The sequence below is a fragment of the Sphingobacterium paludis genome (assembly GCF_004364125.1).
Lineage (GTDB): Bacteria > Bacteroidota > Bacteroidia > Sphingobacteriales > Sphingobacteriaceae > Sphingobacterium > Sphingobacterium paludis.
In genome coordinates this window covers 1-15644 of record NZ_SNZV01000005.1, presented here as the reverse complement: position 1 = coordinate 15644, position 15644 = coordinate 1, and the positions used below count along the sequence as shown (strand labels likewise).

Here is a 15644-nt window from a genome sequence, read left to right as displayed (position 1 = left end):
TTAAAACAATTGAAGTTGCTGATTTCCTGTGACTAAATATTTACTTTTTGACGAATGTAAAATATAGCTCTTTATAATATCAGAACGCTTGTCTGCATAGATCTGCATAAATCCTTTACAAACAATAAAGTATTTTGCTCGATTGATAGCCACGCCAATTTTTTTGAGATGATCTAAATTCAGCGGGCCGAAACGCCTTGCTGCAATAATCTTTTGTGCAGAACCGACACCTATCCCCGGCACGCGTAAAATTAGCTGATAATCATCTTTATTGATATCAATCGGAAAACGATCCATATTGCGCAATGCCCAACTTAATTTAGGATCAATATCCAAATCGAGTAAAGGATGGGTATCATTTACAATTTCATTTGCTTGAAAGCCATAAAACCGCATGAGCCAATCGCTTTGGTATAATCTATTTTCGCGCGCCGTGGGGACTTCCGTTCCAATGGCTGGCAGGCGGCTATCGTAGGAAATGGGGACATATCCGGAATAGTATACGCGCTTCATATTAAACTTCCGATAAAAATAATTGGCTGCTGTAATAATTTGTTTATCGGTCTCTCCCGTTGCTCCTATGATAAGTTGTGTGCTCTGCCCTGCCGGAGCAAAATGCGGTGTTGATTTAAATATCTTCTTCTCTTCTTTGGTTTTTATTAATTGATCTTTGAGATACGTCATCGGTTGAATCATATCTTCGCGGTTCTTTTCCGGCGCCAATAGCTTTAATCCCGAATCGGTTGGTATCTCTAAATTTATGCTCAATCGATCTGCGTATAATCCCGCTTCGTGAATTAATTCCGGTGAAGCAGCAGGAATCGTTTTCAAATGGATATAGCCGTTGAAGTTGTGCTCCTGCCGCAGCTTCTTTGCAATCAACACGAGCCGCTCCATCGTATAATCGGCATTTTTAAAAATGCCGGAGCTCAGGAATAAACCTTCTATATAATTTCTTCGATAAAAGTTTATGGTGAGATCTACTACTTCTTGCACCGTGAACGCCGCACGCTTGATGTCATTACTTTTTCGCGATACACAATATGCACAATCATAAATACAATGATTGGTCAGTAGAATCTTAAGCAAGGATACACAGCGGCCATCTTCCGTATAGGTATGGCAAATACCTGCCCCGGTATTTCCTAGCCCTTTTTCCTTATTCTTACGATTACTACCACTAGAGCTGCAACTCACATCATATTTCGCGGCATCTGCTAAAATTTCTAGCTTTTCCTTAATTCTTTCACCCATATCACCCATTTACGAAACTCAAATATACTAAAATAATTAGCATATTTGAGTTTTATACAAAGAGGTATATACAGATCAGGTAGAAATCGCGGAGCTATTTATAACTGACCGACGATGATCTTCGTAAGATCATTAAAGTTGAAATACTTTCGGGCAATCTCTTGTACACGTTGAGCATTCATCTGTTGGATGGTCGCAGCGTAATGTTTAAAGTAAGCATACGTAAGGCCGGAGAAATAGACAGTTTTGAATTTATCAGCATGGGAGAAAATTGATTCGAGGCTGCCCAGCATGGATCCGAGCATGTAATTTTTGACCAGATCAATTTCCTGATCGCTGGCTAAGGTATGGCTTAAAGCAGCAAATTCTTTCTCGATTTCGGTTAGGGTTGCTTGCGTAGATTCGACGCCAACTTCTGTAGCAATAGTAAAAAATCCATTGTATTTTAAACTTGCTAATGCCGAGCCAATACTGTACGTAAAACCCTTTTCTTCCCGTATGTTTCGCATAAGACGAGAGCCGAAATAGCCGCCGAAGAGCGTATTGACGAATTGTACAGCCGGGTAATCGGCATGGGTCCGGTTTATACCGGGCATGCCTAAGCGAATTGCAGACTGCAGCGCTTCGGATCGATTTTCCACGATAGTTTCAGGCTTGAAGGCCGGGAAAACCGGTTCCTCATACGTTAAATCGATGCTATCGTTTGTCCAGGCACCTCCAAAAAGCTCCTGAAAAGCATGTATAATCTCATTGGAGACATTGCCGGAAAGAAGTAAGGTGCAGTTTCCTGGTTGGATTTGACGCGCATAAAGTGCCGTCAAATCTTCACGGTTTAATTGCTCGTAGGATTCGATGGTAGGCGTCTGTCCATAACGATTCTTTCCAAACAGCTGCGTGTAAAACAACCGACGCGCTACATAATCGTTTTTTTGCAAGGATATTTGCAGCGTCTGCTTATTGTTTCGGATATATGTTTCCAATTCTGCTTCCGGAAAAACCGAATGGTTCAACACATCATGCAGGACGGGTAACACGGAAGCGACATGCTTGGTTAGCGTATACAATGTTAACGATGTGTGATCAAAGCTGTATTCAGGAACAAGATAAGCGCCATAAAAATCTACTTCTTCAGCTATTTGAGCACTCGAGCGGCTCGTCGTGCCTTCTTTCATCATGTGGCTGAGGCAAGTATGCAGCAGAGGGTTTTCCGGTATCGAAAAATGATTTTGGAAGACAAATTCAGCTTTTACAAGATCTTGATCGTTAGCGCGAAAAACAAAAGCTTTTAAACCATTACCAAAGGTCAATGCCTCCGGCTCTATAAGGTCAATATGTTGTATATGATGTTTTCGGGGAGCTAGGCTTCTATTCAGCATGTTGTTTTTCTTTAGCATGATACAGCAAGGTGGATGAATTCTCTTTTACAAAGATATGTTGCGCTACGCGTTGCAAGTCTGTAGTCGATACAGCAAGGTATTTTTCTACTTCTTCGTTATAGAGCGCAGCGTCTTGCAAAGCTTCGTAAAAGGCAAGATTCATCGCTTTATCCAAAATGGATAGCTCCGCAAAAACCATCGTAGATTCTACCTTATTCTTTACTTTTTGAAGTTCCATATCGGTCACATTCTCTTGTTTTATGAGCGCCAATTGGTTCCATAACAGTTCTTCTGCTTCTGCAAGGGACACATGCGGCAATGGCTTGCCCTCGATCACAAAGAGATTATTATCCACGGATCCCATGACGTAAGCATTGACTTCGCTGAAAAGCGGCTGATCTTTAACAAGGGCTCGATACAGCCGTGATGAACTGCCTCGGGAAAGAATATCGGATAAGAGATCCATGGCCGGATAGTCCGGGTGCAGCCGATCGACGCCATGGAAAGCAATATACAGGCTATCAACAGGCACATCCGCTTCTACTATTTCGCGCCGCGCCTCAGTTTGCCGCGGCTCGGCAGGCAGATTTCGCTTTTCGAGTTTTCTAGAAGGGATACTACCAAACCATTTTTCGGTCAAGGCTTTGACCTGTTCTACATCGACATCGCCACTAACAACCATAATCGCATTATTCGGCACATAGTACTTTTGAAAAAAAGACTTCACGTCTTCCATCGTCGCTTCCTCGATATGGCGCAGATCTTTACCTATCGTTGCCCAGCTATATGGGTGCACCTTATAGGCTAGTGGCCGTAAACGAAGCCAAACATCTCCATAAGGTTGATTGAGATAACGCTGCTTAAATTCTTCGGCCACGACATTGCGCTGCACTGCTAAACTCTGTTCGCTAAAGGCTAGACTCAGCATACGATCGCTCTCCAACCAAAATGCTGTTTCGATATTTGCCGAAGGCAAAGTGATATAGTAGTTGGTTATGTCGTTACTGGTAAATGCGTTGTTTTCTCCACCAACCTCTTGAAGAGGCGCGTCGAATTGGGGAACGTTGACCGATCCTCCAAACATGAGATGTTCAAAAAGATGGGCAAAACCGGTCTTATCCGGTGATTCGTCCCGTGCGCCCACATCATATAATATATTGACGCAGGCCATCGCTGTATTGTGATCCTCGTGAACAAGGACGCGTAAGCCATTATCTAAAGTAAAACGTTTATAATGTATCATTAAAATCTGTCTAATAAGTGGTTAAACCACCCAATTGATATCCTTCTTTAGCAAGGAAAGCGTATGCTCTTCCAAGGAGTTTGGTTGTGGTTTGTAATCGTATGCCCAATTCGCTTGCGCTGGCAAGCTCATTAAAATAGACTCTATGCGGCCGTTGGTTTCCAAGCCAAAACGCGTACCAGAGTCGTAAACTAAATTGAATTCTACGTAACGTCCTCGGCGAAGTAGTTGCCAATTTTTTTCTGCGGCGCCAAAGTTGGAATTTCGGTTTCGATTGACAATTTCGGTATATGTAGGAACAAAAGTTCTAGCTAGATCGCAGGAAAAATTGAACAATTGCTCTTCTGATAGGTTTGTTTTTTCAGGTGTCAATTTATCATAAAAGATTCCGCCAATACCGCGAGTCTCTTGTCGATGTTTTATAAAAAAGTAGTTATCTGCCCAGGTTTTAAAATCTTGATAGAATGTCGGATGATGTTTGTCGCAAACATTTTTCATCATCTGGTGGAAGAACCGGGCGTCATCTTCGATCACGTAATGCGGGGTAAGATCAATGCCTCCACCAAACCATTTTACTTGGTCATTTAGTTCAAAGTAACGCACATTCATATGGATGATCGGCACCCATGGGTTGTTTGGGTGAATGACGATACTGATACCCGTAGCAAAGAAATCTTCATCATCCACTCCAAAAGCTTTCTTAATTGCTTCTGGTAGTTTTCCATGCACGGCAGAAAAATTAACGCCCCCTTTTTCGAATACATGACCGTCTTGTAGTATTCGTGTTCGGCCGCCACCGCCACCATCGCGTTCCCAAATTTCCTCTTTAAATAGCGCTTGACCATCCAACTGCTCTAGCCCCTTCGTTATTTCGTCCTGAATCGTTCGATAGCTTTCTGCAATATATTCTTTTGTCAAACTCATTATGTCAGTTTCGTTGCTAATTTGTTCACTTCGCTGTTCGCGGTTTGTTTGTTGTATAAAATTTGGTATACCATGTTGCAAATTGGCATATCCAACCCATAGCGCTGTATGATATTTTGGATGCAGGCTGAAGCATAATAGCCCTCTGCCACCATATTCATTTCTAACTGCGCGGACTGTACGGTATACCCCTTACCAATCATGTGCCCAAAGGTACGATTGCGGCTAAATTGCGAATAGGCGGTGACGAGCAAATCGCCCAGATACGCCGAGGCGTTGATATCGCGATCCGCTTCAGGATCAATAGCCAATACACAAGTTTCCATCTCGCGAATCGCGTTGGATACGAGTACAGCCATAAAATTATCGCCAAAACCAAGACCATGGCAAATCCCACCCGCTAGTGCATAAATATTTTTCAAAACGGCGCCATATTCTACACCGAAAACATCTGTTGAAATGATCGTATTGATATATCGATTACGCAGCACAGCGGCGACGCGTTCGGCATGCGCGGATTCTTTTCCTGCAATCGTTAAATAAGATAATTTTTCTGCAGAAACTTCTTCGGCGTGGCAAGGACCTCCGATGACTACAATGTGAGAAAGTGGGATACCGTATATCTTTGCCAGGTAATCGCCCACAATCAGATTCTCATCGGGGATAATGCCCTTGATGGCAGTTACGATAATCTTACCTTCGAAATCGGTAGCGCAAACTCCTTTCAGTGCATCTTTTAGATATGCAGACGGCGTGTTTAAAATGACAATATCCGACTGCTGAATAACTTCCCGCGCATTCGAAAGCAGATGTCTTGCATCGATGCGAAGTTCCACCGCACTCAAATAAGTAGGATTATGTTTATACGTCCTTATATACGCTAAATCTTCTTCTTTCCGAATCCACCAAAGCACGTCTTTTTTCTCCTGGTTGTCGCCCAACATCTTGATCATCGCTGTGGCCCAACTCCCACTTCCCACCATCCCGATTTTTTGTTCGGTTTCTTCCATTATGTGTTTGTTAATTTTTAGCTAACAAATATACATATAATAAATCGACCGTCCATTAAAATGGACGGCCTATTGTGTATTTCATTGCCATGTTTTTGACGTTGTGTGTCGTATGCGCTATCGATATGATTGTTCGGCTCTCCAGCAGAAATTTGCATGTCCATGCCGCTTATGATGGAAATTTTTGCGCTTATTGCAATACGCTTAGATTCAGTTTTCCCACAATATCTTTTAGTTCATCGAGTTTAAAACCATCGCCCTCTAACTTTACCAAATAACGATCTTTATAGACAAAGGTGATATCCGAATCCACGACGCTGCCCTCCTGTTGTGGCTTGGTTTCTCGAGTCGATGCACGATAACCTTGCACGTCCTTATTTTTTGTAACCTCGTACTCCGAGTCCTTCTCAGCGTCCATCGTTAAACTCATTGCCATCAAGGAGACAACGGCCGCCCCCGTTTCGCCCGCTCCATCCGTCAAGGTTAACATAAGCTCTTTATCATCGGGAGCTTCATAAACAGCTTGTCCTGAAGCAACATCTACACCATAAGCTTGGTTGCCTCCCGAATAAGCTGCACGGCGCCATCCGTTTAGATCTTCGGGAAAGAAAGCCTTCAGTTCCTCGTTTGTGAGTTTCGTGATGTTTTTTAACTTCGCTTGCACCTCTTCCATTTTCGAGGCTCCATCTTGAAGATTGCCCGTAGTATTGATGCGCGTTGTGCTATCATGTTGGTCTTGCGTTGATTCCCTCCCGCCGTTACACGCTATCAGCATTGATGTTGACAACGCCATCGTCCAGGCTAATTTTGATACCTGTATCATATGTCTGTTATTAAATTTGCTTCACTGCTGCAAAAACACGTCCAAATCCTTGAATTGGAAATCATTTTGCGACTATTTCAGCTATCAGCAATAACGAGTTACAACTTAGGTTTGGTAGAAAATAAGAAAATTATATACCTTTGTGCTTATAATTTAGCGTATGTAAGATTTGATTATTTCTTGAGTAGGAAAAGCGGATGGCTGTGAAGGCCGATCTGCCATTTTATTATTGTAAGACTATAATCATGTTTACCATACAACATTTAACTTATATCCATCCGGATAAAGAAACGCTATTCAGCAAGCTCTCTTTTTCCCTCTCTAAACATCAAAAAGCGGCTTTGATCGGTGACAACGGCACAGGTAAATCCACGCTATTGCGACTCATTGCTGGGCAGATTTCGCCCGCAGCCGGAGAAGTATCTACCGATGGTTCGATCTTTTTTGTACCGCAACTCTACGGTCAATTTGATACGCATACCGTAGCCGAGGTGTTGGGTTTTTCTGAGAAACTAAATGCGTACTACGCAATTTTAGACGGCAAGGTGGATCTTGCGAACTACGTTATTCTGGACGATGACTGGGATGTTGAAGAGCGCTGCCTCCGCGCGTTAGCGCACTGGGGCCTCCCAGCTGTTGCGCTGACCACTTTTTTGGGCGACCTCAGCGGAGGCGAAAAAGTGAAAGTATTTTTGGCAGCAGCTTGGCTCTATCGGCCGGATCTTTTGTTGCTGGACGAACCAAGCAACCACCTTGATGCAGCAGGACAGCAAATGCTCTACCAATTTATCAAGGAAATGAATTGTGCTATGCTTATTGTTAGTCACGATAGGCAATTGCTTCAGCTATTCGATAGCGTTCTGGAACTTACGCCCAGCGGAATCATTTCTTTCAGCGGCAGTTACACCCTTTATAAAGAACAAAAAGATTTAGCGAACGATGCACTGCAACAGAAAATAGCCAGCCAAGAAAAAGAAGTGCGCAAAGCGAAGGACAAGCAACGTGATACCTTAGAACGGCAGCAACGGGCTGATGCGCGAGGCAAGAAGAAACAAGAGCAAGCAGGTGTAGCACGCATCATGATGAACACCTTGCGCAACAGCGCCGAAAACAGCACGTCTAAAATACGCTCGATTCATACGGAGCGTATGGAGGGGCTGCGCAAGGAATTGACAGATCTACGCGGCGCACGCCCAGCGGCCAGTACGATGCGGTTTACGTATGCGGAAAAGCCGATAAAGTTAAGCGGAAAAGTACTACTGGACCTTGCGCAAGCCAACATTCGTATACAAAGCAAAAATCTTTGGTCTGCGGCTCTTAGCTTTCAACTGAAAGCGGGCGAACGCGTGGCTATTCAAGGTGCAAACGGTTCTGGAAAAACTACCTTTGCGCAGATAGCAGTCGGGTATATGCAGCCCACGGAGGGTGTGGTCAAGCGGTATTGGCATCAAGCATTTTACATCGATCAGGATTATAGCCTACTCGATAACGACTTAAGTGTCTATGAACAGGCGCAACAAGCAAACGACGGAGGCTTTTTAGAGCATCAAGTAAAAACAAAACTAGATCAATTTCTATTTTCTGCAGACTGCTGGACGAAACGATGCAGCATGCTTAGCGGGGGTGAGCGCATGCGTCTAGCACTGTGCTGTTTAAGTTTGCGCAAGGAAGTGCCGGATCTCTTGATTCTTGACGAGCCCACAAACAATTTAGATATCCAAAATATTGAAATACTGACCCACGCAATCGCAGAGTACCCTGGAACATTGCTCGTTATTAGCCACGATCAACAGTTTTTGGATGAACTGCATATCACAAGGATCGTAGCGTTATAAAACGGCCTATGAGCAACCTTCTGGTCCGCATGAGGGGCCGTCGACAACATCTAGAGCAGGATTCTTGTCGCCGGCCCACTCATCGAAAGCTTTCGTAGCAGTTTGTATGAACACGTCTACCTCTTGCGCGCCTGAAATGCCATACTTGCGATCATAAACAAAAAACGGAACACCACGTACGCCGATTTGCTGCGCTTCATAAACGTCTTGGCGCACTTCATCTTCGAAGACATGATTTTCCAGTGCATGCTGCAGTGCATGAGGATCTAAGCCCAATGCAACGGCTATACCGGTTAACACACCGATATCATCTATGTTTTCCCCTTTGGTGAAATGCGCTTGAAACAAAAGCTCTTCGGCCTGGTCTTGCTTGCCATAGCGCTTCGCGAAATGAGAAAACTCGTGTGCGCGAAACGAATTGGCAACAACAGCATGATCCAACACGAAGTCTAATTGTACACTTTTCGCGAAGCCAACGACTTGATCACACATTGCCCGTGCTTCATCAGGCGATATACCTTTGCTCGTCGCCAGGTTATCGTAGTAATTCTGGTTGCTATCTGTCTTTAAATAGGGGTTCAGCTGATAACTTTTCCATTCCAACTCAATTTGGTTTCGGAAAGGTAGTTCGGCGAGCGCTTGCTCAAACCGCCGCTTTCCAATATAACAGAAGGGACACATGATGTCACTCCACACCTCAACTTTCATCATTTCTGCCATGGCTCAACTTTTTATTAAAACTAACAAAACACCCTTTTCGTTTTTTCAAAGCTTGGTAAAAGATCGCAAATAGCAAAAAAATGACGATCGATTGCCATTCAACTACTTGAGTAACGCCTTGCCTGACGAGCTATTTTACGCCGAAAAGGAAAAGTCGCTTGAAGGCATAAATAGCAGGCAATTTCGGAAAGGCTTCGGCAATGCGTTTTTTAAACTGACCAACAAACATCTCTTGTTGTGTAGTATCTAGCCTCTCCATATAAGGTATAAGTGCCGAACCGGCGATAAATTTAAAAAACGTTTCGTGCTGCTCCGCAATTATTGGGTATATGCGTTGCTCGATCCGGAGGTTAACCAGTCCCGCTTCAAACATTAACTCCGCATATTCTTGAGCGCTTAACACCGATGAGCCTCTGTTCCAGCCGTTCAAGAATGCGCGAAAAGGCTCCTCATCGGCCAAGTCGAATAGAATCTGGTTCAGTTTATTTTCTGTTTGCATGGGCATTTGCACGGCAAACTGTCCGCCCGGATTAAGCAGACCAAGCAATTGCGGGAAAAGGTTAGCGTGATCATCGGTCCATTGCAGTGCTGCGTTGCTAAACAGCAGATCCCACTTTTCCCCCGCCGAAATCAGATCCTCAATCGTTTGTTGGCGAAAGCGCAGGTTAGCGAGGGCATCAACTGGCGCGTCAGCAAGCATTTCCACCGACGAATCGATCCCTAGCCAAACGGTATTTGGCAGACGCTCCGCTAAAATAGCGGTTTGCTCGCCAGTGCCGCAGCCCAAGTCGATGCCATTAACAAGAGGCTGGTGGGGGTCAATAAAGCTTAATAAATCGTAAAAGGGTTGATACCGGATATCTTTAAAATCATTGTAGAGGTTCGGGTTCCAAGGCATAGTCTTTTGTCGGACAAGAAAACTGCCCTGAAGCACGATGTTCTTCAGGGCAGTAAAGTCAGTTACATTATTTCAAATCGAAACGATCAAGGTCCATCACCTTCGCCCAGGTGTTAATAAAATCTTTGATAAATTTCTCTTGTGCATCGGCACTTGCATATACTTCAGCAATCGCACGCAGCTCGGCGTGGGATCCAAACACGAGATCGGCGCGCGTTGCTGTCCATTTCAAGGCGCCCGATTTACGGCAGTGGCCCTCATAAACTTCTTTCGAGCCGTCAATTGCTTTCCACTCGGTCTGCATATCCAAAAGATTCACAAAAAAATCATTTGTCAACTGCTGAGGTCTTGCTGTAAATACGCCATGCTTTGAACCGTCGTAATTGATATCCAAAACGCGTAGTCCGCCCAATAGCACAGTCAGTTCAGGTGCCGTTAGGGTTAGTAGCTGCGCTTTGTCAATCAACAGCTCTTCGGTAAAAGCGGGGGCCTTAGGCTTTCTATAATTCCGGAACCCGTCGGCAAGCGGCTCTAAATAATTAAACGATTCTACATCTGTTTGTTCTTGGGACGCGTCCATACGTCCAGGGCGAAAAGGTACCGATACGTCATGACCCGCACTTTTTGCTGCCGATACGATGCCCACACAACCTGCCAAAACGATCAAATCGGCCAAGGAAATCTTTTTGTTGCCGGTTTGGGTTTCGTTAAATTCTTTTTGAATGCCTTCCAAAACGTGTAGCACCTGCTGCAATTGCGCAGGATTGTTTACTTGCCAGTCTTTTTGTGGTGCCAATCGAATCCGGGCACCATTTGCTCCACCCCGTTTATCTGATCCGCGAAAGGTTGATGCAGAGGCCCAAGCTGTACTGACTAACTGCGACACGGACAGGCCAGATTCTAGGATACGCTTTTTTAAGGACGCTACATCATCCTCGCTGATCAGGGCATGATTGACTTCTGGTATGGGGTCTTGCCATAGTAATTCCTCCGCTGGCACTTCGGTTCCCAGATAGCGCGACTTCGGTCCTAAATCCCGGTGCGTCAGTTTAAACCAGGCCCGCGAAAAAGCATCGGCTAACGCATCTGGATTCTCCAGAAAATGACGTGATATTTTTTCAAATTCGGGATCAAAACGTAGCGAAAGATCCGTCGTGAGCATAGTCGGGCGATGCTTTTTGCTTGCATCATAGGCATCCGGAATAATGGTATCGGCGTCTTTCGCCACCCATTGATGGGCTCCCGCAGGGCTCTTGGTCAGTTCCCACTCAAAGGCAAATAAATTTTCAAAAAAGTTATTGCTCCACTGCGTTGGCGTTGTTGTCCAGGTTACTTCCAAACCGCTGGTAATCGTGTCCGGACCTTTTCCTGCGCCAAAGTTATTGCTCCACCCCAATCCCTGCGCTTCTATCCCGGCAGCTTCCGGCTCTTTGCCGACATGTGTGGCGGGTGCGGCGCCATGCGTTTTCCCAAACGAGTGGCCTCCCGCGATAAGCGCTACGGTTTCCTCATCATTCATGGCCATACGACCAAACGTGTCACGAATATCTTTAGCGGCTAGCAGCGGATCTGGGTTCCCATCGGGACCCTCCGGATTAACGTAGATCAACCCCATTTGAACGGCGGCCAAGGGCTTCTCTAAGAATCGGCTGTGCACATCGCCATCGGCATCGTCATCAGATACGACCACACCGTGTTCTTTACCCGCTCCATCTGATCCATGCGCATAGCGTTCATCGCCCCCTAGCCAAGTCGTTTCCGAACCCCAATATACATCTTGGTCGGCCTCCCAAACGTCGGCACGTCCACCTGCGAAGCCAAACGTTTTAAAACCCATGGATTCCAAAGCTACGTTGCCCGTCAATATCAAGAGATCCGCCCAAGAGATCTTTTTGCCATATTTCTGTTTGATTGGCCATAGTAGACGTCGAGCTTTATCAAGACTCACGTTATCTGGCCAGCTGTTTAAGGGTGCAAAACGCTGTTGCCCCGCTCCAGCACCACCACGGCCGTCGCCTACTCTATACGTGCCCGCACTATGCCATGCCATGCGTATAAATAAAGGTCCGTAGTGACCAAAATCCGCAGGCCACCAGTCTTGCGAATCGGTCATAAGTGCGTGCAAATCCGATTTAACGGCCTGTAGATCCAAACTGTTGAAAGCCGCCGCATAATCAAAATCTCCACCCATTGGATCCGTCAATGTTGAGTGCTGGCGTAAGATATTTAGCTTTAACTGATTAGGCCACCAGTCGCGATTGCTGGTGCCCCCGCCCCCTACCGGGGATTTCATGTCGCCATTGTGAAATGGACATTTACTAATGTCATTTGATTGGTTTTCCATGTTGTATGATCTTTATAAAGTGTTAACACATTCATCGAAGGTATGTTTTTCTTCGAGACATAAAGTTAATCGATACCAAGCGTTTAATGCAATCAATATTTTCTATAACATATCAAAGATTGCAATAGGCGGACCCGTCGGCTGATGAATTTGCAAATTAAGCTTCAATTAAGCGGCGATAAGTGTATATTTATCCATCAAAACAAAACCGAATTCCTTGAAGAGTACCTTTTTATTTATAGACACGGAAACATCCGGCATTCCAAAGCGTTGGAATAAACCGTACTCGGACCAGAAAAATTGGCCTTCAGTCATTCAGTTGGCTTGGATCGTCTACGCGTCTGATGGCACGGAACTCAAAAGAGTTAGTAAATACATTGTTGAAGATGATATCGTCATCTCCGCGGACTCCCAAAAAGTGCACGGCATCAGCATGACGGATCTGCAGGAAAAAGGCGACCGACGCAAAAATGTGCTACGGAAACTCGCATATGACATCAAAAAATATTCGCCGTTAATCATAGGTCATTTCTTAGAGTTGGATGTACAGGTCCTCAGCGCCGATTACTATCGAGCCCAACTTCATAATCCTTTTCTGGATCAAACTTTTTTTTGCACGATGCTCGAAAGCAAAAAATATGCGCTAAACCCGGTGGTGGAATATCTGCGCTTGGTACAATTGCATGAGGAATTGTTTGATGAGCGGCCTGAAGATCTACACGAGGCCGAGCGCGACGCGGAAATTACAGCACGGTGTTTTTTCGAACTTTGGCGCCGAAAAGATATCACGGAACAGGATTTTATAAAACAACAAACACAGTTTTTGCAGAAACTTAACTTTGCAGATAAGCTGAAAGCATAATTTTGCAATAAGAATAACGATAAGTGTATGGAAAATTTGGTAGAACTTCTTAAACAGACTGCCCCCTTTAATCTTCTGCCGGAAAGTGTTCTTGCCGGCATATCGGATTCCTTGATCCCCACAAAATTCTCGAAAGATACGCTCGCCTATCGACAGGAAATAACCGAGATGAAGGGTGTAGATATTTTGGTGACTGGCGAATATGAAACGTTTTTTTTCGACGCAGCAGAAAACAAGAGGTCCATTGAAACCCATCATTCCCCCTACTGTTTCGGTGGAATTTCGGTGCTTCTTAATAGAACAAAAGCCTTAAAGTCTGTTATGGCGAAGAAAGGTACGGTCGTATACAACCTACCCCGAAAAGAATTCCTGGAACTATGCACCGCGTATGAAGAATTTTTTGAGTACTACACGACTGATTTTGGCAAGCGAATGCTGGATGATGAGTTTTCGCATTTTGTTAAAACGCCTGCCAGTTTTGAAGAGAGCTATATTGCTGCCGAGCAGCTCTATTCGCGCAAAATTGACGGCATCATCTACAAGGATATTGTTTCCTGCTATGCAGAAACACCTATTTACGAAGCCGCACAGCATATGGCGAAACATCGCGTGAGCTGTATCTTTGTAAAGAATACCGAGGACGACATCATCGGCTACGCCACAGATCTTACACTACGAGACAACGTTATCGCGCGCCGCGTCGATGCCGAAAAACCAATCGCCAGCGTAATGGATAACCCAATACTGTCCATATCGCATCAAGCTTACCTCTATGAAGCGGTTCTGATGATGTTTAGTACAAAAGCGCGCTACCTTCTGGTCGAGAAAGATGGCAGATATGTGGGCTTCTTAAGTAGAAACCGACTGTTGAGCGAACAAGGTCAGTCTCCCTTGGTTTTTATCCAATCTGTTAAACTAGCAGAAACAACCGACGAGCTTCGACAAAAATGGAACTATGTACCGGAGGTCATAAAACAGCTTTTAGGACGGGGCATCAATGCAGAAATAACCAACCAAGTGATCACGACCATTGCCGACACCATCGCCATAAAGGTTATTGAAAAGGTAATTCGCGAAATGGGCGAACCACCAGCGAAATTCGTATTTATGGTCACGGGCAGTGAAGGTCGAAAAGAGCAAACGTTAAAAACGGATCAGGACAATGCCATCATCTATGAAGATAAGGCAAATGAACAACGGGAAATGGTGCGCGCTTACTTTTTGAGCTTTGCTACCAAGGTGTCGGACTACTTGAATGATATAGGATTTGTGTATTGTAAAGGTGGTTACATGGCCAGCAATCCCGATTGGACGCATTCCCTTTCGCACTGGAAAAAGAACTATAAAAATTGGATTGATGATTCCGTGCCTGAAAATGCGATCAAATTTTCTACCTTTTTTGATTGCCGCCTGTTGTATGGCGACAGGACGATCATCGACCAATTGAAGGAGTTTTTAGAGGAAGAACTGCAGCGGCCAAACGAACGCTTTTTTGCTTTTATCGCGAAAAATGCGCTGCAGTACGAACCACCACTTACCTTCTTTAAAAATATCAAAACGGAAACGATAGGAAAAACGGAAGTGTTTAATATCAAAAATGCGATGACGCCTATTGTTGATTTGGTCCGCGTACATGCATTACGAAAACGCGTATATCAAGAAAATACAGGGGAAAGACTGAAAAAATTAATGGAACTGGGTGTCTTCACTCCTTCGCAATACCAAGAGCTGTATCAGTCGTACTATTACCTGATGGCATTGCGTCTGGAAAATCAAGCAAACCAAATTTTGGTCGAGAAAACTGAACCCAACAATTATATAAAGATTGATAAACTCACAAAAATTGAGAAAGTAACGTTGAAAGAGATCTTTAAGACCATCCATAATTTTCAGGTCGGCATCAAGATGCGTTTCACAAACAATATCTTAGGGTAAGGGGGGAATGAGTATTGCGTAGTGCGTATTGCGGAATGGGATGTTTCTTTAGATTTTAGTATGTAGTACTTAGATTTTAGTATGTAGTATATAGAAAGGCGTAATGAGTAGTGCGTATTGCGGAATGGGATGTTTCTTTAGATTTTAGTATGTAGCACTTAGATTTTAGTATGTAGTATATAGAAAGGCGTAATGAGTAATGAGTTGTGAGTAGTGAGTAGTGCGGAGTGGGATGTTTCTTTAGATTTTAGTATGTAGTACTTAGATTTTAGTATGTAGTATATAGAAAGGCGTAGTGCGTAATGAGGAGTGCGTAGTGAGAAATGAGACTGTAACGCGAACTGTGTCAATGGAATAATTTGATAAGATTATTTATATTTAATTATTCAAACGATACGGTCATGAAACAACAGACCCCAT

At 44.3% G+C, this 15644-nt stretch carries 12 protein-coding genes; 3 read left to right on the top strand and 9 right to left on the bottom strand.

The genetic code is table 11. From position 1 onward, the window contains the following. The 6 genes from B0I21_RS10345 to B0I21_RS10320 all read right to left on the bottom strand — a co-directional run bounded on the left by B0I21_RS10345 (nt 1) and on the right by B0I21_RS10320 (nt 6630). Nucleotides 1-1254, bottom strand: coding sequence for a putative DNA modification/repair radical SAM protein (locus B0I21_RS10345; protein ID WP_133640407.1), 1254 nt, complete (start codon nt 1252-1254; stop codon nt 1-3). A gap of 98 nt (nt 1255-1352) precedes the next feature. Next, nucleotides 1353-2630: a M16 family metallopeptidase gene (locus tag B0I21_RS10340; RefSeq protein ID WP_133640406.1), complete on the bottom strand. Its 1278-nt coding sequence runs from the start codon at nt 2628-2630 to the stop codon at nt 1353-1355. Beyond that, a complete protein-coding gene (locus B0I21_RS10335) occupies nt 2620-3873 on the bottom strand; it encodes a M16 family metallopeptidase (protein ID WP_133640405.1) in 1254 nt (417 codons plus the stop codon). The genes B0I21_RS10340 and B0I21_RS10335 overlap by 11 nt, the downstream gene beginning before the upstream one ends. A gap of 21 nt (nt 3874-3894) precedes the next feature. Continuing rightward, nucleotides 3895-4797, bottom strand: a complete 903-nt coding sequence (hemF, locus tag B0I21_RS10330) for an oxygen-dependent coproporphyrinogen oxidase (protein ID WP_133640404.1) — start codon at nt 4795-4797, stop codon at nt 3895-3897. Beyond that, on the bottom strand, nt 4797-5807 hold the full coding sequence (locus tag B0I21_RS10325) for an NAD(P)H-dependent glycerol-3-phosphate dehydrogenase (protein WP_133640403.1): 1011 nt from the start codon (nt 5805-5807) through the stop codon (nt 4797-4799). Before B0I21_RS10325 ends, hemF begins: the two co-directional genes overlap by 1 nt. A 190-nt stretch (nt 5808-5997) precedes the next feature. Then, nucleotides 5998-6630, bottom strand: coding sequence for a hypothetical protein (locus B0I21_RS10320; RefSeq protein ID WP_133640402.1), 633 nt, complete (start codon nt 6628-6630; stop codon nt 5998-6000). Nucleotides 6631-6875: 245 nt separating this feature from the next. Here B0I21_RS10320 and B0I21_RS10315 point away from each other — a divergent pair, with 245 nt between their 5' ends. Continuing rightward, nucleotides 6876-8465: an ABC-F family ATP-binding cassette domain-containing protein gene (locus tag B0I21_RS10315; protein WP_133640401.1), complete on the top strand. Its 1590-nt coding sequence runs from the start codon at nt 6876-6878 to the stop codon at nt 8463-8465. Nucleotides 8466-8471: 6 nt separating this feature from the next. Here the strand turns inward: B0I21_RS10315 and B0I21_RS10310 are convergent, their stop codons facing one another. The 3 genes from B0I21_RS10310 to katG all read right to left on the bottom strand — a co-directional run bounded on the left by B0I21_RS10310 (nt 8472) and on the right by katG (nt 12427). Then, nucleotides 8472-9185, bottom strand: coding sequence for a DsbA family oxidoreductase (locus tag B0I21_RS10310; protein ID WP_208292319.1), 714 nt, complete (start codon nt 9183-9185; stop codon nt 8472-8474). A 130-nt stretch (nt 9186-9315) separates the two neighbouring features. After that, entirely contained in the window at nt 9316-10083 is a 768-nt protein-coding gene (locus B0I21_RS10305) for a methyltransferase domain-containing protein (RefSeq protein WP_133640400.1), read from the bottom strand. Nucleotides 10084-10150: 67 nt separating this feature from the next. Next, complete coding sequence (gene katG / locus B0I21_RS10300) at nt 10151-12427, bottom strand: catalase/peroxidase HPI (protein WP_133640399.1); 2277 nt, start codon at nt 12425-12427, stop codon at nt 10151-10153. A gap of 217 nt (nt 12428-12644) precedes the next feature. Between katG and B0I21_RS10295 the strand changes: the two genes are divergently transcribed. After that, on the top strand, nt 12645-13289 hold the full coding sequence (locus B0I21_RS10295; protein WP_133640398.1) for a 3'-5' exonuclease: 645 nt from the start codon (nt 12645-12647) through the stop codon (nt 13287-13289). A gap of 27 nt (nt 13290-13316) precedes the next feature. Next, a complete protein-coding gene (locus B0I21_RS10290) occupies nt 13317-15224 on the top strand; it encodes a DUF294 nucleotidyltransferase-like domain-containing protein (protein ID WP_133640397.1) in 1908 nt (635 codons plus the stop codon). Nucleotides 15225-15644 lie beyond the last annotated feature (420 nt).

Bases quoted from the DNA above. Each gene is read 5' to 3' on its own strand.
- B0I21_RS10345 (WP_133640407.1), bottom strand. From the start codon at position 1,254: ATGGGTGAAAGAATTAAGGAAAAGCTAGAAATTTTAGCAGATGCCGCG.
- B0I21_RS10340 (WP_133640406.1), bottom strand. From the start codon at position 2,630: ATGCTGAATAGAAGCCTAGCTCCCCGAAAACATCATATACAACATATT.
- B0I21_RS10335 (WP_133640405.1), bottom strand. From the start codon at position 3,873: ATGATACATTATAAACGTTTTACTTTAGATAATGGCTTACGCGTCCTT.
- hemF (WP_133640404.1), bottom strand. From the start codon at position 4,797: ATGAGTTTGACAAAAGAATATATTGCAGAAAGCTATCGAACGATTCAG.
- B0I21_RS10325 (WP_133640403.1), bottom strand. From the start codon at position 5,807: ATGGAAGAAACCGAACAAAAAATCGGGATGGTGGGAAGTGGGAGTTGG.
- B0I21_RS10320 (WP_133640402.1), bottom strand. From the start codon at position 6,630: ATGATACAGGTATCAAAATTAGCCTGGACGATGGCGTTGTCAACATCA.
- B0I21_RS10315 (WP_133640401.1), top strand. From the start codon at position 6,876: ATGTTTACCATACAACATTTAACTTATATCCATCCGGATAAAGAAACG.
- B0I21_RS10310 (WP_208292319.1), bottom strand. From the start codon at position 9,185: ATGGCAGAAATGATGAAAGTTGAGGTGTGGAGTGACATCATGTGTCCC.
- B0I21_RS10305 (WP_133640400.1), bottom strand. From the start codon at position 10,083: ATGCCTTGGAACCCGAACCTCTACAATGATTTTAAAGATATCCGGTAT.
- katG (WP_133640399.1), bottom strand. From the start codon at position 12,427: ATGGAAAACCAATCAAATGACATTAGTAAATGTCCATTTCACAATGGC.
- B0I21_RS10290 (WP_133640397.1), top strand. From the start codon at position 13,317: ATGGAAAATTTGGTAGAACTTCTTAAACAGACTGCCCCCTTTAATCTT.